Annotated in this window: 22 protein-coding genes; 5 read left to right on the forward strand and 17 right to left on the reverse strand. The window is 36.6% G+C overall.

Annotated elements, in window-relative coordinates; genetic code table 11:
- Nucleotides 1-62: 62 nt before the first annotated feature.
- From IGJ46_RS10390 to IGJ46_RS10400, 3 genes are all read right to left on the reverse strand, one after another.
- Nucleotides 63-1,661, reverse strand: a complete 1,599-nt coding sequence (locus IGJ46_RS10390; RefSeq protein ID WP_002365058.1) for a glycosyltransferase family 39 protein — start codon at nt 1,659-1,661, stop codon at nt 63-65.
- A gap of 63 nt (nt 1,662-1,724) precedes the next feature.
- On the reverse strand, nt 1,725-2,612 hold the full coding sequence (gene murB, locus IGJ46_RS10395) for a UDP-N-acetylmuramate dehydrogenase (protein WP_002387193.1): 888 nt from the start codon (nt 2,610-2,612) through the stop codon (nt 1,725-1,727).
- 86 nt (nt 2,613-2,698) lie between these two features.
- On the reverse strand, nt 2,699-3,613 hold the full coding sequence (locus IGJ46_RS10400; RefSeq protein WP_142956521.1) for a Gfo/Idh/MocA family protein: 915 nt from the start codon (nt 3,611-3,613) through the stop codon (nt 2,699-2,701).
- A 206-nt stretch (nt 3,614-3,819) separates the two neighbouring features.
- Between IGJ46_RS10400 and IGJ46_RS10405 the strand changes: the two genes are divergently transcribed.
- The 3 genes from IGJ46_RS10405 (at nt 3,820) to IGJ46_RS10415 (ending at nt 5,853) form a co-directional block, all read left to right on the forward strand.
- Entirely contained in the window at nt 3,820-4,575 is a 756-nt protein-coding gene (locus IGJ46_RS10405; protein ID WP_142956520.1) for an exodeoxyribonuclease III, read from the forward strand.
- Between the two features lie 33 nt (nt 4,576-4,608).
- The gene (locus IGJ46_RS10410; RefSeq protein WP_010823130.1) at nt 4,609-5,142 is read left to right on the forward strand and encodes a 3'-5' exonuclease; all 534 of its coding nucleotides are present in this window, start codon (nt 4,609-4,611) and stop codon (nt 5,140-5,142) included.
- A gap of 120 nt (nt 5,143-5,262) precedes the next feature.
- Nucleotides 5,263-5,853: a hypothetical protein gene (locus IGJ46_RS10415; RefSeq protein WP_010708899.1), complete on the forward strand. Its 591-nt coding sequence runs from the start codon at nt 5,263-5,265 to the stop codon at nt 5,851-5,853.
- Nucleotides 5,854-5,953: 100 nt separating this feature from the next.
- Here the strand turns inward: IGJ46_RS10415 and IGJ46_RS10420 are convergent, their stop codons facing one another.
- The 14 genes from IGJ46_RS10420 to IGJ46_RS10485 all read right to left on the reverse strand — a co-directional run bounded on the left by IGJ46_RS10420 (nt 5,954) and on the right by IGJ46_RS10485 (nt 21,350).
- A complete protein-coding gene (locus IGJ46_RS10420; protein WP_142956519.1) occupies nt 5,954-7,636 on the reverse strand; it encodes an FAD-dependent oxidoreductase in 1,683 nt (560 codons plus the stop codon).
- 96 nt (nt 7,637-7,732) lie between these two features.
- Nucleotides 7,733-8,296, reverse strand: a complete 564-nt coding sequence (gene ahpC, locus IGJ46_RS10425; RefSeq protein WP_142956518.1) for an alkyl hydroperoxide reductase subunit C — start codon at nt 8,294-8,296, stop codon at nt 7,733-7,735.
- Between the two features lie 240 nt (nt 8,297-8,536).
- A complete protein-coding gene (locus IGJ46_RS10430; RefSeq protein ID WP_010712765.1) occupies nt 8,537-9,226 on the reverse strand; it encodes an O-methyltransferase in 690 nt (229 codons plus the stop codon).
- Between the two features lie 613 nt (nt 9,227-9,839).
- Nucleotides 9,840-10,844 (reverse strand): lipoate--protein ligase, encoded by a 1,005-nt coding sequence (locus tag IGJ46_RS10435; RefSeq protein WP_002356394.1) that lies wholly within the window; start codon nt 10,842-10,844, stop codon nt 9,840-9,842.
- A 32-nt stretch (nt 10,845-10,876) separates the two neighbouring features.
- The gene (locus IGJ46_RS10440) at nt 10,877-11,617 is read right to left on the reverse strand and encodes an MBL fold metallo-hydrolase (RefSeq protein ID WP_002356393.1); all 741 of its coding nucleotides are present in this window, start codon (nt 11,615-11,617) and stop codon (nt 10,877-10,879) included.
- A gap of 145 nt (nt 11,618-11,762) precedes the next feature.
- Nucleotides 11,763-12,554: a DUF975 family protein gene (locus IGJ46_RS10445; protein WP_002376501.1), complete on the reverse strand. Its 792-nt coding sequence runs from the start codon at nt 12,552-12,554 to the stop codon at nt 11,763-11,765.
- A gap of 20 nt (nt 12,555-12,574) precedes the next feature.
- Nucleotides 12,575-13,657 carry a M42 family metallopeptidase gene (locus IGJ46_RS10450; RefSeq protein WP_218391245.1) on the reverse strand — a complete coding sequence of 361 codons (1,083 nt, stop codon included), beginning with the start codon at nt 13,655-13,657 and terminating at the stop codon, nt 12,575-12,577.
- A gap of 212 nt (nt 13,658-13,869) precedes the next feature.
- Nucleotides 13,870-15,144, reverse strand: a complete 1,275-nt coding sequence (gene dltD / locus IGJ46_RS10455; protein WP_002356390.1) for a D-alanyl-lipoteichoic acid biosynthesis protein DltD — start codon at nt 15,142-15,144, stop codon at nt 13,870-13,872.
- Nucleotides 15,144-15,380, reverse strand: coding sequence for a D-alanine--poly(phosphoribitol) ligase subunit DltC (dltC, locus tag IGJ46_RS10460; protein ID WP_010710673.1), 237 nt, complete (start codon nt 15,378-15,380; stop codon nt 15,144-15,146). Before dltC ends, dltD begins: the two co-directional genes overlap by 1 nt.
- Nucleotides 15,381-15,406: 26 nt before the next feature.
- The gene (dltB, locus tag IGJ46_RS10465) at nt 15,407-16,612 is read right to left on the reverse strand and encodes a D-alanyl-lipoteichoic acid biosynthesis protein DltB (RefSeq protein ID WP_002382500.1); all 1,206 of its coding nucleotides are present in this window, start codon (nt 16,610-16,612) and stop codon (nt 15,407-15,409) included.
- Entirely contained in the window at nt 16,609-18,129 is a 1,521-nt protein-coding gene (gene dltA, locus IGJ46_RS10470) for a D-alanine--poly(phosphoribitol) ligase subunit DltA (protein ID WP_002368807.1), read from the reverse strand. Before dltA ends, dltB begins: the two co-directional genes overlap by 4 nt.
- A gap of 14 nt (nt 18,130-18,143) precedes the next feature.
- Nucleotides 18,144-18,293, reverse strand: coding sequence for a teichoic acid D-Ala incorporation-associated protein DltX (locus IGJ46_RS10475; RefSeq protein WP_002356384.1), 150 nt, complete (start codon nt 18,291-18,293; stop codon nt 18,144-18,146).
- 203 nt (nt 18,294-18,496) lie between these two features.
- Complete coding sequence (locus IGJ46_RS10480; RefSeq protein WP_016633788.1) at nt 18,497-20,593, reverse strand: ABC transporter permease; 2,097 nt, start codon at nt 20,591-20,593, stop codon at nt 18,497-18,499.
- On the reverse strand, nt 20,583-21,350 hold the full coding sequence (locus IGJ46_RS10485; RefSeq protein WP_002356382.1) for an ABC transporter ATP-binding protein: 768 nt from the start codon (nt 21,348-21,350) through the stop codon (nt 20,583-20,585). Before IGJ46_RS10485 ends, IGJ46_RS10480 begins: the two co-directional genes overlap by 11 nt.
- A gap of 405 nt (nt 21,351-21,755) precedes the next feature.
- On the opposite strand from IGJ46_RS10485, the gene nrdD reads away from it, so the two are divergent.
- Together nrdD and nrdG are read left to right on the forward strand one after the other, a co-directional pair.
- Nucleotides 21,756-23,939: an anaerobic ribonucleoside-triphosphate reductase gene (nrdD, locus tag IGJ46_RS10490; RefSeq protein WP_430613807.1), complete on the forward strand. Its 2,184-nt coding sequence runs from the start codon at nt 21,756-21,758 to the stop codon at nt 23,937-23,939.
- Between the two features lie 32 nt (nt 23,940-23,971).
- The gene (gene nrdG / locus IGJ46_RS10495; RefSeq protein ID WP_002356379.1) at nt 23,972-24,568 is read left to right on the forward strand and encodes an anaerobic ribonucleoside-triphosphate reductase activating protein; all 597 of its coding nucleotides are present in this window, start codon (nt 23,972-23,974) and stop codon (nt 24,566-24,568) included.
- The last annotated feature ends 38 nt before the right edge of the window (nt 24,569-24,606 follow it).

Raw genomic sequence — 24,606 nt, forward strand, 5'->3', positions numbered from 1 at the left:
TTTTTATTTTCTACTAAAATATCTCTATAATTTAGAGAACTGATGAATCTAAAATTGATTTTTTACAACTCATCAGTCCTTATTGGCAAAGAGCCTCTATAGTCCGTTGATGTAAATGATTTTTTTATTCCGTTTATAGAAACAATGTCATTAATTCGTGCCAAACCATTTGCCGATAAAAGATAGAAGAATGGTAAATACTGAATTAAATATCTAGATCGTCCACCTTCAAATAAAAGCAAATATAGAAATGCTCCTATAATCGTTAATTTTATTATTAATAGTGTACCTCCTTGAATGTCCTTAACAAAAAAAGATAACAACATTCCTAGTAAAACTACAATCCACAGTATTTGCATGACAAACCGAAGATTATTTGTACGTTTTCCTTGTTGATAGTAGGTATCTCTAAGCTTCGTTTGAAATTCACTTTTCGAAGGTTTTGTAGGATTTTGTGGTGTACCATCTCGTCCCCAACCAAAATCGCCACGATCAGTATTATTAAAATGTTTTACTAGAAGAAATTTAGTGTAACCTACCATCCCATAATCTTCCAACCGTTTCTTTATAGTTTCAGTTGTATATTTCTTTTTCTTTTCTAATGTAGGAAGGCTATTCACTTTTCTTGTATCTTTCTCACTATATCCTCCAGATCCAGTCAAACCCATCATTACAAAGTGCGTCCACGGTTTTTGCATCTCAGCATCATAATTAACGATTGTTTGCTGCTTCTGAAAAATTGAAAAACATCCCACAGTTATTATAAAGAAAAACATCGCTACAAAAAATGATAAAACATTTTTTTTATAAAGCTTTCCGGTAGTGAGTAATTTAATTCCCATAATAATAGTCCATGCTATTAAGAATACAATAGAGGAGGGCTTTAAAAGATAACAAATACCTAGAAGAATACCTATAAATATTAAATTCCATACGCCACTATTTTTTATCTCGATTTGTTTAGCATATAAAAGTAGCACAGCTGATATAACAGGAATCATTATTACATCAGTATATGGTACTAAAATCCATGGTGAAAACATCAATGAAAAAGAAGCCAAGTAGAAAGTTAAATATGCAACTTTTTTATTAAACAAATACTTAGCTGCTTTAAATAAGATAACAAATCCTATATCCATAAAAATTATATTCCACAACTGCCAGACAAACCAAGACGATCCCCAAGTATGATTAAACAGATTCATCACCTTAGAAATTCCATACATCAAAAAAAAGAAAAAAGAATTATTAGGATTTATTGATAGGTAATTACTGATAACTTCTTTATTTTCAGGCAAAGCACTTACACCATTAAAAATAGCTGATACATCCCAACCAATAGGAGCGGAAATATTAGTTAAGATAAACACTTGTAAACAAAAGCCAAAAATAAAATAAATGCCTGTAATTAATCCTATATTTTCCAAAAATATTTTTTTTACACCAAACAGATATTTATCAATCCACTTTTTAGCATGTTTACTAAAAAGAAGTACTACTATCGCAAGTATTGCTATTAACAGTATCAAAAAAAAATGGTTTGTAAGAGTACTGATTTTTAAGTTATCTGAGCGGAAAGCACCTATTAATGTTATCGAAATAAAAAATAAAAAAAGCCCATTTATGGCTGAAGGTAGCCATTTTTTATAAATAAAATTCATTATAATCTCCCTATGATCATAATACAAGTATACTTAATTTTCATTCGAAAAATTAAAGAGTCTTTAGACTTCTTCACCAATAATTCGAACTTCCGTTTGTAATTCAACATCAAATTTTTCTTTAATCACTTCTTGGATATGTGCAATTAATTCCACATAATCTGTTGCGGTTGCATGATCGATGTTAACAATAAATCCCGCATGCTTTTCGGAAATTTGAGCACCGCCCCATTTTAAGCCTTGTAAGCCAGCGTCTTGGATTAATTTCCCTGTAAAGTGACCAACAGGGCGTTTAAAGACACTGCCACAAGAGGGATACTCTAGCGGTTGCTTCAGTTCACGAAGTTCCGTTAATTCATCCATTTGGGCTTTAATTTCTGCATGGTTTCCTTTTTCTAAAGCAAACGTTGCTTGCAAGACAATACAATGTAATTCTTGAATTTCACTATGACGATAACGGAAATTCAGGTCTTCTTTCGTCATTGTTTGGATAGTTCCATCTGCCAACAGCACTTCTGCAGATTGGAAAACATCTTTAATTTCCCCGCCGTATGCTCCAGCATTCATATAAACAGCACCACCGACACTTCCCGGAATGCCACAAGCAAATTCAAAACCAGTTAAATCAGCTGCTAAGGCTTCGTAGGTTGTATCAATCAGCTTGGCACCAGCATCCACAATCATGGTGGTACCGGCTACTTTGATTTCTTTCATTTCTGTTAGCATAATCACGACATCGCGAATACCGCCATCACGAACAATCAAGTTGCTAGCATTGCCTAATACTAACCATGAAAGTCCTTGTTCTCGGCAATACGCCACAATCTCTTCAACTTCTTTTTTTGTTTTGGGTAAGGCCAACACATCAGCTGGGCCGCCTGTTTTGGTAAAGGTTACGTTTTTTAATGGTTCATCTACTAATAAAGTAATTTCGTTTAATGTTTCTAACATAGCTTTAGTGTTCACGAAAGTTAGTCCTTTCTTTTCAAAATATCTGTCTTATTCTAGCATGATAGAAAGAAAGTTGCTAGTCCTCTTTAAAGAACATGCCGTTGTTGTTGGCGTAGCATTTCTTCACATAACGCATGACTTTCATAGACTTTTTCTTGTTTTAACTCTTGCTCTTGCGGTTTTTGAATGGCCTGAATGAAAGCAGTAACCATTTGGTAAAAACCTCTTTTTTCCAATGTTGGCGTCCAATCTCCCATCTCTTTTACTTGGTATTCTTCTTCTGTTTGGATGGTCAAATGCGTTAAATTTTCCAAGCGATAAGTACCTGTGGGGCTGGTGACTTCAAAAGTTTCAGTATTGGCCCCAGAGTGTAAATCCATGGAACAAACAATCGTTGTCTGTTCGGTTTCTAATTGTAAAATTGCTCGTTTTAAATAACCGTTTTCTTCCACTAATTTTGACTGCACCACGTGGAGCGGTCCTTCCGCTAAATAAACTGCGGTATCAACGACATGTAAAAATAAATCATACATCATAAAACTTGTTTCTCTCGTTGTATTGATGCGGTTCTTTTTAATAAAAATTGTTTGTTTTTCAGGAATATTTTTCAATACTTCCGTATAAGGGGCAAAACGACGATTGAAGCCAACCATCAGGCGCAGATTTTTTGCTGCTGCCAATGCTTGTAATTCTTTGACTTCAGCAAGCTCTTCACTTAAAGGTTTGTCCACAAAGACGTGAATACCAGCCTGTAATAATTGGCGAACGACTGCACCATGCACTTTTGTGGCTACATGGACAAAACAAGCATCAATCTTCGCTTCAATCAATTCTTCTACGGTCTCAACGGTTTCTGTAAAGCCATACTGATCAGCGATTTTTTGTCGTGTTTCTGGGTTCCTAGTTGCTAATACAAACTCTGCCAAGTGGCGGCATTCACTATAAGTTGGCAAATACGCTTTTTGTGCAATGTTTCCTAAACCAATGACTCCAATTTTCATTCGTTTGTCCTCATTTCTGCTCTTTTTACTATTTTATCATAGACTACTTCTTTCCAAAAATCAGTCATTTTCTCTTTTTCTTTTCAAGTATTTAAAACTTCTTTAAAAAGTATTAGAATAGAAGAAAGCACCAAGCGACCTTTTCTTTGGTTCTGGTTTGCACTGAAACGAGCAGAAGCGTTTCTTATTTGAAAGGAGTTTCAACAATGAAATGTATTTCTTGGAATGTCAACGGCTTACGAGCGGTTGTTAAAAAGAATTTTATGGATGTTTTTAATGAATTAGATGCAGATTTTTTCTGTTTACAAGAAACAAAATTACAAGCTGGGCAAATTGAGTTAGAACTTCCTGGCTATCATCAGTATTGGAATTACGCCGAAAAAAAAGGCTATTCTGGCACAGCAATTTTCGCTAAAGAAGAAGCGTTAAGTGTTCGCTATGGCTTAGGTATCGAGACTCACGATCAAGAAGGCCGCGTGATCACTTTAGAATATCCAGAATTTTTCATGGTCACTTGCTACACACCAAACTCACAAGCTGAACTAAAGCGTTTAGCTTATCGAATGACATGGGAAGATGCTTTTCGTGCCTATTTAAACGAATTAAATCAAGAAAAACCCGTAATTCTTTGCGGTGATTTAAACGTAGCTCATCAAAAGATTGATTTAAAAAATTGGAAAACCAATCAAAAAAATGCGGGGTTCACGCCTGAAGAACGGCAAAAATTTACTGAGTTATTAGACAGTGGCTTCACTGATACATTCCGTTATTTTTATCCAGAAGCTGAAGGCATCTACTCATGGTGGAGTTATCGCTTTAACGCACGAAAAAATAACGCAGGTTGGCGGATTGACTATTTCGTTGTGTCAGAATCCTTGAATGAACGTTTAGTCAGTGCTAAAATCCATACAGATATTCTTGGTAGTGATCATTGTCCAGTGGAAGTTGTACTTGATTTTTAAGTGTTACTCAACGCGTTGAAAGGAGTTTTTTTAATGAACTTTTACGCTTTTGACTTTGAAACAGCTAGTTATGATAAACATAGTGCCTGTTCCATTGCAATTGTTAAAGTAGAAAATAGTCGGATTGTGGATGAATTTTACACGTTAATCAAACCAGAAACACCTTTTTTCTGGCGAAATACGCAAATTCACGGCATTCATGAATCAGATGTTGTCAATGCGCCCAAATTCCCTGAAGTATGGCAACAAATTCAGCATTGTTTTCAACCAAATCGGTTAATGGTCGCTCACAATGCAAGTTTTGATTGTAGTGTTTTGGCTGGCTGTTTAGATTACTATGGCTTAGAACAACCTAATTACCTTTCTTTATGTACAGTCAAAACGAGTCGCAAACTGTTTCCTGAATTTCCTAATCATAAATTAAATACCGTTTGTGAAAACCTCAATATCACTTTAAATAATCATCATGATGCTTTAGAAGATAGCCGAGCTTGTGCCGAAATTCTTTTACAGCAAGAACAACGATTTGGGGTTGAACCTTTAAAAAAATTAGTATTGGTGAAATAATCCAGTTCTTGTTTCCAGCAAGGGCGTTATCTCTTTCAGTGGCTAGTTGGCAGGAGATAACGTCTTTTCTTTTACATAACTTTTCCTCTAGACCAAAAATTTTTCAGAAAGGACGCGATGATGTATTCGATTCTTTACTTATTCACAGACTCTCTCAAAAATGCGTGGCGCTCAAAAAACCAATTTAGTACGTTGATTCTTATCTTTATTATTAGTTTTCTGACTTTTTCTGCTCTATTATTGACTTTGTTGTTTTCTCGATGGCTTTCACAAATGATTCTTCTTGATAATTATGCAGTGATTCCTCCCTTGAAAATTTTCAGAGGTTTGGCTGGAATCAGCGCTGGAACACTCTTTTTCTTCCTGATTAGTTATATTTGCCGAACTTTCTTCCTAACTTTTTTAGAGCAAAAAAACGACTTACTGATCTTAGTTCTTTTAGGTACGACAAAATTACAAATTTTAATTAGCTATGCCTTACAACCCCTCTATTATTTGATTTTTGTTTTGCCTTTAGCTGCTTTTCTAGCCAATAAGCTCATTCAACAGTTTATCCATGATTTTTTCAGCGAGGTACCTGGTTTAATGCATATCGATAGCTACATGCAAGGTATCTTTTTACCACTAACAGGAAGCCTGTTGTTCATTTGCTGTTGTGTCTTTTTAATTCTTTTTAGGAAACTCAATCGCTTAATCAAAAAAGGTACTTGACTAACTATGCGAAAAAAGTGAGAAATACGTCATCTCGACGTATTTCTCACTTTTTTGAATGACTTAGGTTCTTTAGGTTAATTACTTTTTTCCGCCTCTTTTAAGCCAAGGCTTCAATAATTTCGGTCATTGTTTTTGAACCAAAAATCATTTGTTCGCCATCAATTAGCATTGCTGGAACGCTCATAATTTTCTTTTCTTTTTTCAACTCTGGAAATAGACTAATGTCCACCATTTCTGCTTCTACATGAGGATTAATTGATGCAATCCGTTGGCAAGCCGCCACGACATCGGGACAGAAATGACATGTTAGTGAAACAAAGATTTCTATTTTTCTTTTTGGCAATGCAAGTATGTTCTTTTGCAGACTTGCTTCTAACGGCTGCCCCTCGCTGCCGACATTATAAACCGCCAAAACCAACGAGTTTACTTCATGGCCACTAGGAATACCACTAAATTTAATTCCTGTATAGTTTCCTGCCGCATCTAAGAGCACAACGCTAGGCATTTTTTCAATCCCATACAGCAATTCTTTGGCTGGCTCAGTATCTTTCAAAATCGTTTCTAAAGTAATCTTCTGATCCAGACTTGCAAATTCTGTTAAGAATGACTGAAGTTCCAATGATTTTTCATCACTTGCATCCAAAAACTGAAGCAATGTCACTTTTTTGGTTAGTTTAGCGAAAATACCGCTTAATTGTTGGCGCATACTTTCTGGGAACCACTGATGCTTACCAGTAACTTTCGCTGGCTGTTTTTCTTTTGGTTGCTGACTGTTTGTTTCAGGGGCAGATTGATTAGCTAATCGTTCAGTCATTCGCTTCGTTACAATCGGTTGGCCCGCCTGTGTTTTTTGTTCTGTCACGTAACGTTGCGCATGAGTGGCGGCAATTGCACCGTCTGCAACCGCCGTCACAATTTGACGTAATTCTTTTATTCGTAAATCTCCTGCTGCATAAACTCCGGGAATATTGGTTTCCATATTTTCAGTTGTTGGCACATACCCACGGTCTAAGGCAATTTTCCCTTCAAAAATTTCTGTACTTGGTTTATTTCCAGCAAAAACAAACAGACCAAATGTACTGTCTTTTGGCGCTTCATAAACCGTTTCTTCTCCCGTCTGGTTATTGACAAACACAGCTTTTCGGACAAAATCATCTCCCGTAATTTCTTTCACTTCTGTGTTATAAACAATCTTAATTTTCGGGTGATTTTTGGCCGCCTCCGCAGTTAATTTTGCACATGTAAAATCAGGTTCTCGGATAATCATCGTTACTGATTTACCGTAACGTGTCAAATAAACGGCCTCTTCCGCTGCTGCATAACCGCCACCAATCACAAAAATATCTAGGCCTTGGAAAAACTCCCCATCACAAGTAGAACAATAGGCCACGCCGCGTCCTGTAAATTCACTTTCACCAGGGAAACCAATTTTACGAGCAGAAGCCCCTGTCGCAATCAATACTGCATATGCTTGGTAGGTTTGACTCGCCGATTGAACAATTTTTATCGTTTGACTAAAATCAACATCAATAATCTCGTCGTTTGTAAAAGCTACACCGAAGTCTTGTGCTTGAATGCGCATTTCTTCCATTAGTTCTGGACCTGTTGTGTGACGAATCGCTGGATAGTTCACAATTTCAGAAGTCGTCGTTACCTGTCCGCCAATTTTGTCTTTTTCAATAATTAAGGTATCCATCATTGCGCGACCTGCATAGATACCTGCAGATAAAGCAGCTGAGCCGCCACCAATAATAATCAAATCGTAGATTTCTTCTGTCACTTGCTTCTCCTCTTTCTTCTGTGTTTCAGAAAAAGAGCTGAACAAAACATTTTCTCTGTTTTATCCAACTCTTTGACCTCTATTTACAAAGTGAATTTAAATTTTACCAACTAAATCTAAGCTTGGCGCAATTGTTTCTTCTCCTGGTTGCCAATTGGCTGGACAAACTTTATCACCATGTTCTGCTACAAATTGAGAAGCTTCTAATTTACGAACAAGTTCTTCAGCATTACGACCAATACCCATGTCGTTGATTTCATAAGATTTGATGTCCCCTTCTGGACTCACAATAAATGAAGCACGGTAAGCCATTCCAGAAGCTTCGTCTAAAACGCCAAAGAAACGAGCAAGTTGACCGTTGGGATCGGCTAACATTGGATATTTAATTTTTCCAATTGTTTCTGTAGCGTCAGCCCATGCTTTATGCACATAATGACTATCTTCTGAAACAGAGTAAACCTCACAATTTAATTCCTGTAAATGCGAATAATGCTCTTGCATATCCCCTAATTCCGTAGGACACACGAAAGAAAAATCAGCTGGATAAAAGAAGAAAATACTCCATTTTCCTAAAATATCTTCTGTTGATACTCGTGTAAATTCACCATCGTGATAGGCATCACATTCAAAGTCAAAAAGTTTTTGATTAATTAAATTCATTGTCGTTCCTCCTCTGTTTTTTTACTCTTTAAGGATAACAGTTTATAATTATTCCGTCAATAGAATAATTATAAACAAACGAGGTTTTATTAACGCATAATACTGTCCTATTGAGAATTTTCTGATTATCATTCTCAATTAGAAATAGCGAGATAACTTTTTAAATAACATAAAAAAGAAAGCGAATCATTAAAAGAACTTGCTTTTTAATGATTCGCTTTCTTTTTGTGAAGACATTCTTTAACTATCTAAAATAATCGTTTCTTTCTCTTTGGTAATTAAAATAACTCCATCACCAAGAGGAACTAAAGTAGAAGTTAAATCAGGGTGCGCCATGACTACATCTAAAAATTGGTTTAATTTACGATGAATCGCTCGATTTTTTTTCGGTACTTCCTCAGCAGGGTCTAAAATTGTCCCAGCTTGAAATACATCATCCACCATCAAAACGCCGCCAACTGGTAGCAACCGTAAACATTCAGGTAAAAATTCAATGTATTTTGATTTGGCACTATCCATAAAAATAAAGTCATAAGGTCCTTCCAACGTTGGTAGAATCTCAGCTGCTTGTCCTTCTAAAAGAGTGACCTTTTCTTCTAAGTCCAGGCGTTGGTAAGTTTTCTTCGCTTTTTTTATCATTACGTCAAAACGATCAATCGTGGTCACGTGACCATCTTCACCGACAAATTGGGCCATCAAGCTTGAAGAAAAACCAATTGCTGCCCCGATTTCTAAAATATTTTTGGGCTTTAGTTGTCCTAGCAAAAATTGTAGAAAAACTACTGTTTCGTGTGGAATAATCGGCACCCCTGCTTCATTAGCTTCCGCCTCCACTACACCTAATTCTCCGGGAAGTTTCTTTTGTTTTGTACGCATATACTCAACCAATTCTGGTTTAACGACTGGTCGATGCATCATTTCGTTTCTCATCACTTTCGCTCCTTTTCGTCCCTTTATTATACGAAGTCCTTGTTCCTCTGTAAAGGATTGAAATAGGATTCTTATTATTTGTTTGAAAATAACATACACAGGCTTAACTTCCTAGCTAAGTGCGGATTGCTCCTTGTAAGCACATTTTTTCTTTGTTTCCGCTATTTTTTATTAAGTTTTATTCAGAAAACGTCAAAAAATAGCCCTCAAGAACATACCTATTGATTTTTTCTCGTTATTTCTTATAAAAATATTTCTACATATGTTAATATTTCCCCTTAAATCACTATTAATTCTTGCTAATTCAAGCCCCAAAACAAGCCTATAACCTTGCTAAAATAAGAAACGTCAAATTTTACTACTTTGTCTGTAAAAATTTGATATCACAAAAGAAAGGAAATCTTGTATACTCTTTACAGATAGTGATTTATAGTGAAGCACATAACCAAATTCCCGAACTTGACTTGGTTCAAGTACATATGCAGGCGAGCTATTTGATAGTTCCCTGATAAAAATCGTTTCGACGATTTTGCACATAGCACTACCTTTCTAAAAGCTAAATATTATTTTTTAGCTAGAAAAAAGACAACCGTTTGAAACGGCTGTCTTTTTTTTAATAAATTAACCCAAGCAAATCTTCTTTTTCGATGTTGCCAAAGTATTTTTTAACGTCAATTTGATCAATGGCTTCTTCTAAAGAAGCTTTATCATATTTCACGCCGGTTAAAATATCTTCAACATCTTTAATTTCACCAAGCCCAAAGAAGTCCCCAAAGATTTTAATTTCTTGAATGGCACCATCCGCCACATTCATTTTCATTTCAATTGAACCAATTGGAAAACGATGGCGACGTTCTAAGTTAAATGCTGGTGATTTACCATAATTCCAATCCCAATTGCGATAGTATTGCTCTGAAATTTTGTTAATAGCCGCCCAGTCTTGATCAGTTAATTCATACGTTTTAACTTGGTCGATCGAATCTACGCCGAAAATTTTCAAAAGAATTTCTTGGCGGAATTCTTCCGTTGTCATCTCTTGTTTATCTTCAGATAAAAATGGTTTAATGTTTGTTACCCGTGAACGAACAGACTTGATACCTTTAGATTCGATTTTATCTTTCCGTACTTTCAATGTATTTACAACTTCATCAATATCACTATCAAACATTAAGGTTCCATGTGCAAACATGCGGCCGTTGGTAGCGTACATCGCATTTCCTGAAAACTTCATATCATTAATCACTAGGTCATTGCGCCCTTTTAATTCGGCACCTTCAACGCCTAAGTCGTGCAATGCTTGAATAATTGGTTGGGTAACTTTCGCAAAATCACGGAAAGAGTTGCCGTCATCTGGCATAATAAAACTAAAATTCAAATTACCATGATCATGATAAACGGCGCCGCCGCCACTTAAGCGACGAACAACATGAATGCCGTGCTCATCTACATATTCTTTGTTAATTTCTTCAATTGTATTTTGGTTACGGCCAATAATGATTGACGGCTCGTTAATGTAAAATAAAAGAATGGGCTCATCTAAAGGCATTTCTGTTAACAAATATGTTTCAATTGCTAAGTTCACTCGTGGGTCATTATTTTCATTCGGTACAAAAATCACAATCGGTTCTCTCCCTTGGTATAGTTACTTTTTTAAATCTCAACTGTTAAATCTGGTTGGGCTAATGTCACTGGAATTTCCGTTCCAGCATAGTTTTGCGCTTCTTCACGTAGTTGTTCCAATGACCCATGTTGTGGTAAATGGGTCAACATCAATTGTTTGACTTGTGCTGCTTTGGCAATTTCACCCGCTTCTCTTGACGTAAAGTGTGCATGATGTCGTTCATTACCTTCAAATAAGTACGTATCCGCTAAGAATAAATCCGCGTCTTTTGCAAAGTCTTCAAAACTTGCTAAGTAACCAGAGTCTCCTGTAAAGACAAAGACTTTGCCGGTCGCTTTTTCAACAATCCGCATCGCGTAACAAGTGACAGGATGAATCGTTTCCATGAAAGTAATCAAAAATGGTCCTACTGCCAACTCTTCTGCTTCAAAATACTCTTTCCCTTCGGAAACGTTAGGAAGCGTTAGTTCTTTGAAATGCATTTGATCTTGTGTATGGCCATATATTGGCAAAATAGGAGTCGGTTCCAGCGTTGGATAAAGCTGACGATAATATTGTAAAACGCCTAAATCTGCGATATGGTCATGATGATAATGCGACAGAATGACAGCATCTAATTTCAATGGATCTAGATAGTTTTCTAAACGCACTAATGTCGTACTGCCTGCATCAATAAGCAAATGAAAGCCTTCAGATTCTAACAAATAGGAACTCGTTCCTTCTCCTTTGTATGGATAAGCACCTAAACAGCCTAAGACAGTCAATTTCATGTGTGGACAACCTCCTTCAATACGATACTTCCATGTTACCATAAAATAACGGAAAAACGAGGTTAAAACGCTTAAATTTTCACAAAAATACCAAAGAAAAAACCTGAACCCTTTGTCGAGATGACGAAGGATTCAAGCTTCTATTTTATTCTTCGGCTAAACCTTTTTCTTCTAAGGCAGTTTGATAAAAACTAGCTAACGCTACATAGTTATAAGGAATCACCCATAATAGACCGATACCAATAGCTAAAAAGCCCACAATATACCAACCAATAAAAGAAAATTGTAAACATAAATATTGCCAAAAACGATTTTTCATTAAATATAACGCCTGTTTTAACGCCATCATAATTGGCAGTTCTGGATTATCAAAACGTAGCCACACAGCAAATTGAAAAACGCCACTCACAAATAAACCAATTAAAAAGATTAAGATAGAGGCGACGCCAAACGCTAGGAAAAAGGAAAAATCATTTAAGAAAAAGGCTTGGACTTCCTCTGGTGTAACTGTATTAAACATCAATTTGAAATACAAGGTTGTCCCTGCCCCAAATAGAATTGGTAACAAAAATAACAAACCAATTACACGTTCAAGTACTTTTTGAAGTAGGTTGACCACAAATAGCGGACCATAATATTTTCCTTGAAAAACACTCATTAAAATATTGACCCGCACCTTTTCACCACGCAACACCTTCAAGGCTGCGTAATATAGCGCATAACTTAACGCGAATAAAACAAAAATTTGCAGTAATACTGCGGCAAAACTACTTTGAAAAACTTGATTTTCACCAGAAAATAAATTTTGCACAATCGATGTTAAGAAGCTCTGTAAAACCACTCCTAAGAAAGTTAACCAAGCCATGATTCCCCATTGCCCATCAAGGGCTCTGCGAGCATTGGCACGATGTTGCGAATTTGTTACTAAACTTTTCATTCATTCCATCCTTTCTGAAACTAATAACTAGTCAATTTAGCGACTGTTTCTTTATCTAGACGTTTCACCACTTCTGTGACTAATTTGACTGTGTTGAAATAATCATCTTCATGAATAACTGAGGTATGTGAATGCAGATATCTAACAGGCACCGTGATGGCTAATGATGGAATCCCGTTGCGCGTTAAATGCATGCGGCCAGCATCCGTACCTCCCCCTGTAATCACTGTATATTGGAAGGGAATGTTATTTTCTTCCGCCACTTGAATAACAAAATCACGTAATTTTTTATGCGGAATCATTGATGCATCATAAATCAAAATTTGTGGCCCTTCACCTAAAACAGAGTCGGCTTCTTTAGGTGTCATTCCTGGTGTGTCACCAGCTGTTCCTGTGTCTAAAGCAAACGCTATGTCTGGATTCACAAGATGCGTACTTGTTTGCGCACCGCGTAGCCCCACTTCTTCTTGCACATCACTGCCTGCAAATAAAATATTGGGGTGCCCTTCTGTCGCTAAATTTTCTAAAACTTTTAATGAAACGGCCGTACCAATTCGGTTATCCCACGCTTTTGCCAATAAAAATTTTGTATCATTCATGCGACGATAGTCAATATATGGTGTCACCATATCCCCTGGATGAATCCCCCATTCTGCAACTTGTTGATCGCTACTTGCACCAATATCAATAAACATATCTGCAATCTCATAGGGTTTGTTACGAACTTCCGCTGTTAACACATGCGGTGGTTTAGACCCAATGACACCATGGTAAACCTTACCAGTCGTGGTTTTAATCTGAACTTGTTGGGCCAACATCACTTGCCCCCACCAACCGCCAACGGTTTGAAATTTTAAAAAGCCTTTTTCTGTGATTTGGGTAACCATGAAACCGACTTCATCCATATGCCCAGAAATGTAGACTTTTGGTCCTTCTTTATCACCAACATTTTTTGCAATAATACTGCCAAGACCATCATATAAAAATTTATCCGCATACGGTGCTGCATACTTTTTAAATAACGAATGTACTTCGTCTTCATTCCCAGCAATCCCTTTAGCACTTGTTAAATCAATTAACATTTTTTCTTCTTTTGCATCCATAAAAATAACTCCCCTCAAAAACCAATTTTATCCATTATACCACGAACTAAAAAAATACTTACAAAAAATAAATTGAGCAACGTTCTCCACTAAAAGTAAACGAAAAAACAGCCTGCACGCTCGTTATTCAACGGCAGGTACAGGCTATTTTCATTGTTACGAAGCGTTTCTAGTCCGCTTCAGATAATTGGTACTTGATCCATCTTGCCTTCTTAAAATTGAGGTAAGACCAATGGATTTTGTTGTTGCCAATCTGTCTGATAAAAACGATCATCAATTTGATACGCTAACTTTTTAGACGCAGGTTGTTTCATAAATTCATCTACTTGACGATCAACAGCGAGCCAACCACGCCAACCTAAATGAATCGTGTCCGCCATAAAGTAGCGTTCATTACTACATGTTGAGAAGTCAGCAATGTTAGTAAACCCTTGCTCTTGAAGTTGATATTTCAGCTTGCGTGCTACTTGTTGCAACATATCTTGTGACAAGCCCGTATAGTCCGACCAACGTTTGTTAACAGGTGGGATTACAAATAAAACATCGACATTTTTTTCTGCTAACTGTTCTAACGCAGCTTGGAAATCACCATATTCTGGAGAAAAACGATAATCCCATTTCTTTTGTGAATGAGCTAATTTCGGTAAAACTGGTTTAATCCGTTGGCGATAAAAACCGTTACTAATTTCAAATTTATTATTATTAATGGCTTTTGCCGCAATTTTTCCAGCTAGCTGATCTAATTCATTAAAATTATAAGTAGCAGGTAATTGTTTCATATCTTTTTCAACAATTGGTTCTCTGCTAACCATGCCAATTTGGCTAAACAATTCATCTTCACGATTCAAGAAACGGAGATTCATTATAAAATAATCTCGTTGAGAGCGTTGGGGAAGTTGCCCTGCCTGCAGATTTGCCAAGGTTTCCATTAAGACTTTGTCTTTTTGAACAACTGGAAATTTGGTCAAACGTTGTGCTAGATATTGGTCACCGCTGGTTAATTCGGTTAAATTAGCTAACCATTGATAGGTTTGTAATTGTGAATAGTGTGCACCAAAACTATCATTAGGTACACCCTTTTTGACAAACCATTGCGGAGATAAAATAAAGACCGCTTTCTTATTGGCAATCGCATCGCCCATCGAATGAATGACCATTGCTTGGGTTAATGACTGTGTGCCCGCTTCTCCTAGTAAAAACGGTCGGTAGTTCCGTTGATACTTTTCAGAGAGCACACTAGGGTGGAAAGCACTAAATCGACTTAATTCAGAAGAGCCAAAAAAAGGAACATATTTACCAGAAGCCACTGCTTTGTTTTTAATCACATTGCCTTTTAAAACGTTCGGTGCCATTGACGTTGATGCTTCCTTCAACGTTTTTTCGGAAGTTAAATTGATTCTGAACGGTGCAAAAAAGAACACTGCAACCAAGACCGCTGAACAAAGCACTGGACCTAAGATTCTGATTAGTCGTTTTTTTCTAGACATTATTGTAAAGCTTCCACTTGTTGAATGATTTGTTTTGGTGTTCCCCATACTTCACGGTCAAAGTCTGATACAGGAACTTGGATTCCTAATTGTCCTTCAATTTCTACTAATAATTGAACCGTCGCTAAAGAGTCCAATAATCCTTCTTCAAATAATTTAATGTCTTGATTGTTCACAACTTCGTCTGTTCCTGTAATATCTTCTAAAATGTTTAATACTGTTTCTTGAATGTTCATTGTAAATTGCCCCTTTATATTTTTATTTATTTAAACCATAGTTTGTCTAAAAATCCTGAGAAAATCAGGAAGCTGACACAAACCGCTTGGAAAGTTAAAAAGACTGCAAATGCATGTGTAAATTTGTTTGATGGTATCTTGTCTTTATGTTTTTTCTTAAAACGTAGCCAAGCATCTGTTACACAAATTAGTGTTGCATGGTAGAGCCCATAAGCGATGTAGAACCACGTTAATCCATGCCAAATGCCCATGATTAAGAACAACGCAAAGTAACCAATATTAGAAGTCACAATCCGACTTTTAAAGACTTTCTTTTTCATTAAGAAAAACATTAAGCGCATGTAAATGTAATCACGGAACCAAAAAGATAAGGTCATGTGCCAACGATTCCAGAATTCTTTAATATTCCAACTTAGGAACGGTTTGTTAAAGTTCATTGGTGTATCATAGCCCATTAAATAACTTGTGCCAACGGCCAGTAAACTATAGCCTGCGAAATCAAAGAATAGATACAAACTGTAATTATACATATAGCCGACTGTCCACCAGGATAAACCACCTTGTGCCAAGGCCATTTTTTCCACATGTGGTAAAAAGACACCACCAAGATAATGACTGATAATAAACTTATATAAAAATCCTAGAAATAAATAAAAAATTCCTTTTTCTAAAAAGTCTAAATATTTCTCCGCACTCGGCGGGTTTTTCAAATCTTTTTCAAAGCGCCGATAACGATCGATAGGTCCTGAAGAAATAGTCGGGAAAAACAAGAGAAACTGAATGTAACGGAACGGATGATATTCTTTCATTACACCATCCCGTAAATCCATGACCACTTGGACCGCTTTAAAGGTTAAATAAGAAATCCCTAAAAAGCCAAGTAAGGTTGTTTTGCCTGTCATGAATGGAGAAACTTTCACCCAAACAAGCGGTAATATAGCTAAAAAGACAGCCAGATAAAAGACCCAACCTGCATTTTTATTTTTTCGATAAGCCGCATAGCCCCACGTTAGTAACGTTTGATAAATAACATATACAATCAGAGCGACTCCTTGTTGCCAAAATTCGCCACCAAAACTGATATATAGAAAGACCAGTGTCACGAGTGTTTGGTACCAAGGCCAACGTGTCCCTTTAATGGCTAAAGTTAAAATCATCGGCAACAAGGCCGCAATTAGCAGAACAAAGTAATACGGTGCATTATAGGGAATCATATGAGGAAAATTCATCATGTGGCATTCACCTCATTCATCAACCCTTTCCGATCAATTTTGCCATTACTTGTCAAAGGTAATTGTTCAACATATACAAATTTTTGCGGAATCATATAGTCCATTGTCAACGTGGCTAATTCTTGTTTAATTGCCTTAGTTAATTGAAAATCACTTGAAAATTCATGTGCTTGCGGAACGACATAGGCAATTAATTGTTGGACTTTATTTCCTTGATATTTCGGCACAACGACTGCTTGTTTCACGTAGGAAACATTCGTTAAGTGATGATCCACTTCTTCTAACTCAATGCGGTAGCCATGCAATTTAATTTGAAAATCTAAGCGTCCCTCATACTGCAATAGGTTATCGACTAACTTTCCAGCATCGCCTGTGCGATAAGCTGGTACGCCATCTAATTGGAAAAAAGCTTCAGCTGTTTTCGCAGGATTATTTAGATAGCCTTTGGAAACACTTGGTCCAGCAATGACGATTTCACCAATTTCACCTGCAGGTAATTTTGACATGCCTTCCATAATATAAATTTGCGTATCTTCTTTCACATACCCGATTGGTAAACGTTGGACACTTTTTAAAACTTCTTGAGTGATTTCAATGGCACTAATCGCTACAGTCGCTTCTGTCGGCCCATAGGTATTATAAATATGCGCAGTTGGGAAACGAGCGGCTAATTTCTCAGCCGTTGGTTTTGGTAATTCTTCTCCGCAGAATAAAAACGTGCGCAGTGCTGGTAGATGTTCACCATCGAAGCTTGGTTCCATTAGACACAATTCAATAAAAGACGGTGTTGAAACCCAGACGTCGATTGTTAATTGTGGCAAACGCGTAAATAATTGTTTAAAATCGTTAATGATTTCATTGGGTAACGGAGTTAATGAGCCGCCTAACGCCAATGCGGGATAAATAGACATCACCGATAAATCAAACGAATAAGGTGCCTGTGCTAAAAAGCGGGCCCCTTCTTCTAAACCAAAATCTTGCAACAACCAATTCGTAAAGCTAACTAAATTATCATGGCTGATTTGCACACCCTTTGGTACGCCAGTTGTCCCTGAAGTGAAAATGATATAGTAATTACTTGCTCCTGTGACAGGCGTCAACGCAGGCGCATGTCGAGGTGCATGCATCATCATTTCTGTTAATTCTTCCGCCGTAATTACTGGCACTTCGGTGGCTAACTCAGGCCATTCATGCACAGCAATCACTGCGGTTGGTTTGGCTACGTTTAGAATTAGTTCAATGCGTTCTTTTGGTGTATGTGCATCAATGGGGATATAGCTAAAACCAGCTTTCGATGCGCCTAGAAAACTCACAATCATTTCAAAATCTAATTCTCCGTATACGACAATCGCTGACTTATCCGTTTTCAGCTCAGCTAAATAAGCGGCTAGATTGTCTGACTTTTCTTTTAACTCTCCATACGTAGAGACTTTTTCTTCGGTTAAATAAACAGGCCGTTGGGGTTCTTTACGTGCCCATTCATCAATCGTTTGAATCATATTAATTACTTTTTCCATGTATAGCCGCCTCCTTAAAACTCGTTATAAATGAAGGTTCCTCCATTGATATTCTTGTAATGATAAAGATAAATTAATGCAATGACAATGAAAGAATAAAATAACGTTTTACCGATGAATTTAAGACTTTCGTTATTGAGAATTTTCTGAAAAGTTGTTTTCATTATCATTCACCTCCTAAGGTTAATCGCTATCCATTATTTTATGCTATATTTCAGCAAAGTCCATTGAAATTTCTTACAATTTAATAAAAAAACTAACAATTTCGTCACTTCTTAAATTTTCATGATTTTCATAAACGGAACTCTCATAATTTTTTCGCATAAAGAAACTGTAAAAACCGCTTCACAACGGCTTTTACAGTTTTTTAAAAATGGATGTGTCGAATCATCCGCGCATAAATGGCAGACGTTAAAATATAAAAAATTAGATAAACAATTATTAAGATTCCACAAGAAAGATATACTAACAAATATCCTGGACTCTTAATAAATTGGCTTAGCAAATAAATGGCAAAGGTAGTATGCAAAATCCCAATGACCATCGGCGGAAAGAAAATCAAACTATTCTGTCGATAAATTTGCTTAGTTATCGCTTTACTAGAAACACCCATCCGTTTTAAAGTCACGTAATCTTGACGCTCACTTACAGCTGAAAAGAGTTGTCGTAACATCAAAATACTGCCCGTAATAAACAACGCTAAAATTGCCACAAACATGGAGACATATAAAGTCAAGCCGTTAATTTTTCGTTCATAGCGTAAAGAGGCGTAGCGATCATTCATATTTAGCCGCCAAGTTTCTGTGACATCATCTTGCGTATTCTTTACCTCTTCGTTAGGCATTTGTTTGGCAAAACCACTCAACTGCTGGTTATTTTTTTCATACTTATACAAAATTGGCGCTTGCCATTCTGTGGCAATCTGTTTATTTACGGCTTCATAAAGTTTTTCACGGCTTTTCGTGTCAACATTTACGGCGTTAATCTGATACTGAATGGAATTTTTTGTCACTTTCTGATAAAGGGCATCGGAAACGACAATCGTTGGTAAGGAATATTGCAATAAAAAATTACCTAGATAGTTAGGCAGCACTTGTTGCAGTTGTGCCTTCTCTCCTTCAACAAATTGCAGTTTCGATTCATAACGAGACATACCACTTAAAATATTGGTAAAGCTATCCATATAGATAACACTTTGGTCATTTTTTAAATGTAAATCGTTTAAATAAGGATTAATTTTTTGATAGTTGCGGTAGTTGGAGAAGGATAAAACATTAACTGCTTCAATCGTTTCTTGTTCCTCTTGCGCTTGACCAATTCGCAAACTGCGTTCAATTCCAGTAATTTTATAAGAAAGTATCACTTCATTTTTTATTTTGGTGTCCTTCGCTTCATCGAGAACTTTCTTCAATTTAGGATAGCTTTCCTGTGAAACTAAAAAGTCCACGGGACCATCACTGTTGACCGTGTGCATACTAATCGTATACACAAAAACCATCACGCCAATCCCACTCAAGGCTGTCGCAATTAATAAGGTCAAACCAGTGAGTGTTTTGCTACTTTTAAATAAGTAGCGTTTGGCATTGCCTAAAGTAATCATGCGTAAATCTTGGTAATACCATTTTTTTCTATGATTAAATAAGCGAATGATAAAATACATGGTATAACGGAAAAATAAATAAGTTCCCACCACACATAGACCCAAAATGATAAAAGGCGTCAATGTAATAATCATCGGAATCGAGATATCCAATGAATCATTTAATTGTTTATACACAATACCTGTCGCTAAATTACGAAAATCAAACGCGATAAAATAACCGGCCAGTAAACAAATAGGACCTAAAATACCTAGAAACTGCCGCCGTTTCGTTAAACGACTATAATTAATTTGACCAATTTTTTCTTGGTGCATAAGCTGCGACAATGGATAACGATAAATCATCCAAATACTTCTTAAGCAGACAATCAGAATCATAAATGCAAAAGCTACACCGGTTTCAATAACGGAACGCCAAGAAATATAGAAGAAACTGGGCACTTCTAAAAACATAACTTTGGCTAAAATCATTGAAAACAACTTGGTGAAAATCACTCCTAAAATAATCCCATTAATTAGTGAAACAAAGCCTAAAACTAAATTTTCCACTAAAAAAATTAGTGAAACTTGGCTCTTTCTCAAGCCAATTAATCGATACAAGCCAATTTCTTGGCTACGTTTTCCTATAAAAAAACGATTTGCTGCCAACATAAAGCCCAAAATAATAATGGTGACTAAGGTACTACCGAGTCCTAAAGATCGCTTAATTTCGATATCACGGCCTGCACCTGCGACAAGAGGCTGGTTGTAAGCAATCGCACGGAAACAATAATAAACGACCGCTGCAAAAGTCATACTAATGTAATAAACCAGATAATTAGGTACATGAGCTTTTAAATTTTTTAATGATAGTTTAAAAATCATTTGCGCGCCCGCCTCCACCAATCGTTGCTTGCATATCTATCACACGATTAAAAAATTCCTTACGTGATCCTTGACGAACAACTTCTGAGAAAATCGCACCGTCTTTAATGAATAAGATGCGATTGCAAAAACTGGCCGTGTACGGGTCATGTGTCACCATCAAAATTGTGGCATCATCATGTAGATTAATTTCAGCTAAATATTTCAACAATTCTGTTGCTGATTTTGAATCCAGCGAGCCAGTTGGTTCATCTGCAAAAATAATTTTAGGGTTCGTAATCAAAGCACGAGCAGCTGCTACCCGTTGTTTTTGTCCCACAGATATCTCTGGTGGATAAGCAGATAAAAGCTCCTGAATCCCCAAAATCGAAGTCACATGTAACAAACGTTTATCCATTTCTTCTAATGAAACTTTTTCTACAGCTAAAGGCAACAGAATATTGTCCTTCACATTTAACGTATCAATTAGGTTAAACGATTGAAAAATAAACCCCATTTCGTTTCTCCGAAAATCACTTAATTGATTATCTCGCATTTTTAAAATATCTTGTCCGGCGATACGCACGATTCCTGCGGTTGGCAAAATAATCGAGGATAAGACATTCAACAGTGTCGATTTCCCAGCACCGCTGGGACCCATAATCCCCACAAATTCGCCTTCATCAACGGTAAACGAAATATTATCTAATACTTCTGTTTTATTATTTAAACGACCATATGTCTTGCTGACATGGTTTACTTCTACAATTTTTTTCATTTTTCTCGCTCCAACGTTTTGTTATTACTCTTATTTTACCAAGAAAAAATCTGAATGAACATCGTTTTATCTTACAATATCGTTCGGTAGTCAAAGAATAATTGGCATTTCGTGAATAAATCCGCAAACAATTATTATTTAATAATTGTTATTTTTTAGTGTTGCTTTTAGCAATTTGGCAAAAAACTCTTTGCTGTTTTTTAATTTGGACAAAGAATTTTTTTCACACAAAAAAATTTGCTCAATCCTTTTCTTCATTTGTTTTCATATTTTTTCAAAACAGCGCAAGCACAATATATAGTGTTTGTCTAGTGATATTTTACTAAAAATACGCAATATATCGATTGAATTTAGCCGACCTTTGTATTAGGATAGTTACTAACGAGATATAAGGAGCTGGATAAAATGATGAAGATTACTGATGAAAAAGCCGAGGATGTTAATCTCTCAACAATTAAAGTCGTCAAACGAGATGGTCGTTTAGTGACTTTCGATGATCAAAAAATATACGATGCTTTGATCAAAGCTGAACAAAAAATACATGACCAAGTCACTCCTTTGACACATCAAAAAGTCCAATCGATTGTTGCCGATGTCAATCGAGAAATTGCCGAACGTTTTACCAATAACGTAAAAATTTATGAAATTCAAAATATTGTGGAACATACTCTGCTATCCAACAATGAATATGCCTTAGCCGAAGAATACATTCATTACAGAACCCAACGTGATTTTGAGCGTAGTAAAGCAACTGATATTAATGTATCTATCGGCAAATTAATTAATAAAGATCAGACTGTCGTGAACGAAAATGCCAACAAAGACAGTGACGTTTTTAATACGCAACGTGATCTAACCGCTGGGATTGTTGGAAAATCAATTGGTTTAAAGATGTTGCCTTCACACGTGGCTAATGCCCATCAAAAAGGCGACATTCATTACCACGATTTAGATTATCATCCATATACGCCCATGACAAACTGCTGTTTAATTGATTTTAAAGGCATGCTAAACAATGGCTTTAAAATTGGGAACGCTGATGTCGAATCACCAAAATCAATTCAAACGGCCACTGCACAAATTTCTCAAATTATTGCCAATGTAGCTTCCAGTCAATATGGTGGTTGCTCTGCCGATCGGATTGATGAATTATTAGCGCCTTTTGCGGAACGTAATTATGAAAAACATTTAGCAGATGCGCAAGAATGGATTGAAGGAGAAGAACGCCAAAAAGCATTCGCTCAGAAGAAAACGAAAAAAGATATTTTTGATGCCATGCAAAGTCTTGAGTATGAAATTAATACCTTATTTACTTCCAATGGACAAACCCCTTTTACTTCTCTGGGATTTGGTTTAGGTACCAACTGGTTTGAGCGAGAAATTCAACGGGCGATTTTACAAATCCGAATTAATGGTTTAGGGATTGAAAAACGAACAGCTATTTTCCCAAAACTGATTTTCACAATTAAACGCGGCGTCAATGCGCAACCTACTGATCCAAACTACGATATTAAACAACTGGCACTGGAATGCGCAACGAAACGCATGTATCCTGATGTTTTAAACTATGATAAAATCGTTGAACTAACAGGTAGTTTTAAGGTACCAATGGGCTGTCGTTCCTTTTTACAAGGCTGGAAAGACGAACAAGGTGAAGAAGTAAATGTTGGCCGAATGAATTTAGGCGTTGTGACCTTGAACTTACCAAGAATCGCTTTAGAAGCGCAAGGAAGCCAAGAAAAGTTCTGGAAAATTTTAAATGAACGTTTAGCGATCGTTAAAGATGCTTTGGTTTATCGGGTTGAACGTGTTAAAGAAGCTAAACCAGCGAATGCACCGATTTTATACATGTATGGTGCATTTGGAAAACGTTTAGCTACACAGGATGCGGTAGATGAACTGTTTAAAAACAAACGTGCCACGGTTTCACTTGGCTATATTGGCTTGTATGAAGTGGCTTCTGCCTTTTACGGCGGTGTTTGGGAGGACAATAAAGAGGCCAAAAACTTTACACTGGATATTTTAAAAGAACTGAAAAAAAATGCCGACAACTGGGGCAATGAATACGGCTATCATTTTAGTGTCTACTCTACACCGAGCGAAAGCTTGACTGACCGTTTTTGCCGTTTAGATACTGAAAAATTTGGCATCGTCGAAAATATTACAGATAAAGAATATTACACAAATAGTTTCCATTATGATGTACGCAAAAATCCAACGCCTTTTGAAAAACTTGATTTTGAAAAGGATTATCCAAAATACTGTTCTGGTGGTTTTATCCACTACTGTGAATACCCCATGTTACAGCAAAATCCCAAAGCACTTGAAGCTGTCTGGGATTACGCTTATGACAAAGTTGGCTATTTAGGAACCAATACGCCAATTGATCATTGTTATGCCTGTGGTTTTGAAGGGGACTTCCATCCAACTGAACGTGGCTTTGAATGTCCAGAATGTGGCAATCATGATCCTAAGACTTGTGATGTCGTTAAACGGACTTGTGGTTATTTAGGTAACCCGCAAGCTCGCCCAATGGTACATGGTCGTCACAAAGAAATTTCCTCTCGTGTGAAACATTTAAAAAATTAAACTCGATTATTCTATAGAAAGAAGTTTTGCTGATGCGTAATCCGAAACCACAAGAATGGAAAACCGAAGACTACAGCCAAAAAAAGATTGCCGATTACAAAGCGTTCAACTTTGTTGATGGCGAAGGTGTACGCAATAGTTTATATGTGAGTGGCTGTCTCTTTGCTTGTGAAGGTTGTTTTAACAAAGCTGTCCAAAATTTCAATTACGGTACGCCGTTTACAGAATCTTTAATGAATCAAATTATTGAAGATTTGTCCCATGACTATGTCCAAGGTTTGACTCTTTTGGGTGGTGAACCTTTTCTGAATACAGATGTTTGTCTTAGTGTAGTCAAACGTGTGCGGGAAACATTTGGCTCAGCCAAAGATATCTGGTCTTGGTCTGGGTATACCTTTGAAGAACTACTTTTAGAAACGCCTGATAAGCTTGAACTACTCCATTCAATTGACATTTTAGTTGATGGGCGCTTTGAACTGGCAAAACGTAATTTAAATTTACAATTTCGTGGCAGTAGTAATCAACGGATTATTGATGTACCCAAATCACTTGCTGCTGGCAAAGCTGTTATTTGGGAAAAATGTCATGACGCCGAAACGTCTTATGAACAAATCAAAAAATCAATTTAAAAAAGTTAGCCCTTTAGCCATCTCTTGAGGATGTGTCT

The organism is Enterococcus sp. AZ120 (assembly GCF_050546165.1).
GTDB lineage: Bacteria > Bacillota > Bacilli > Lactobacillales > Enterococcaceae > Enterococcus > Enterococcus faecalis.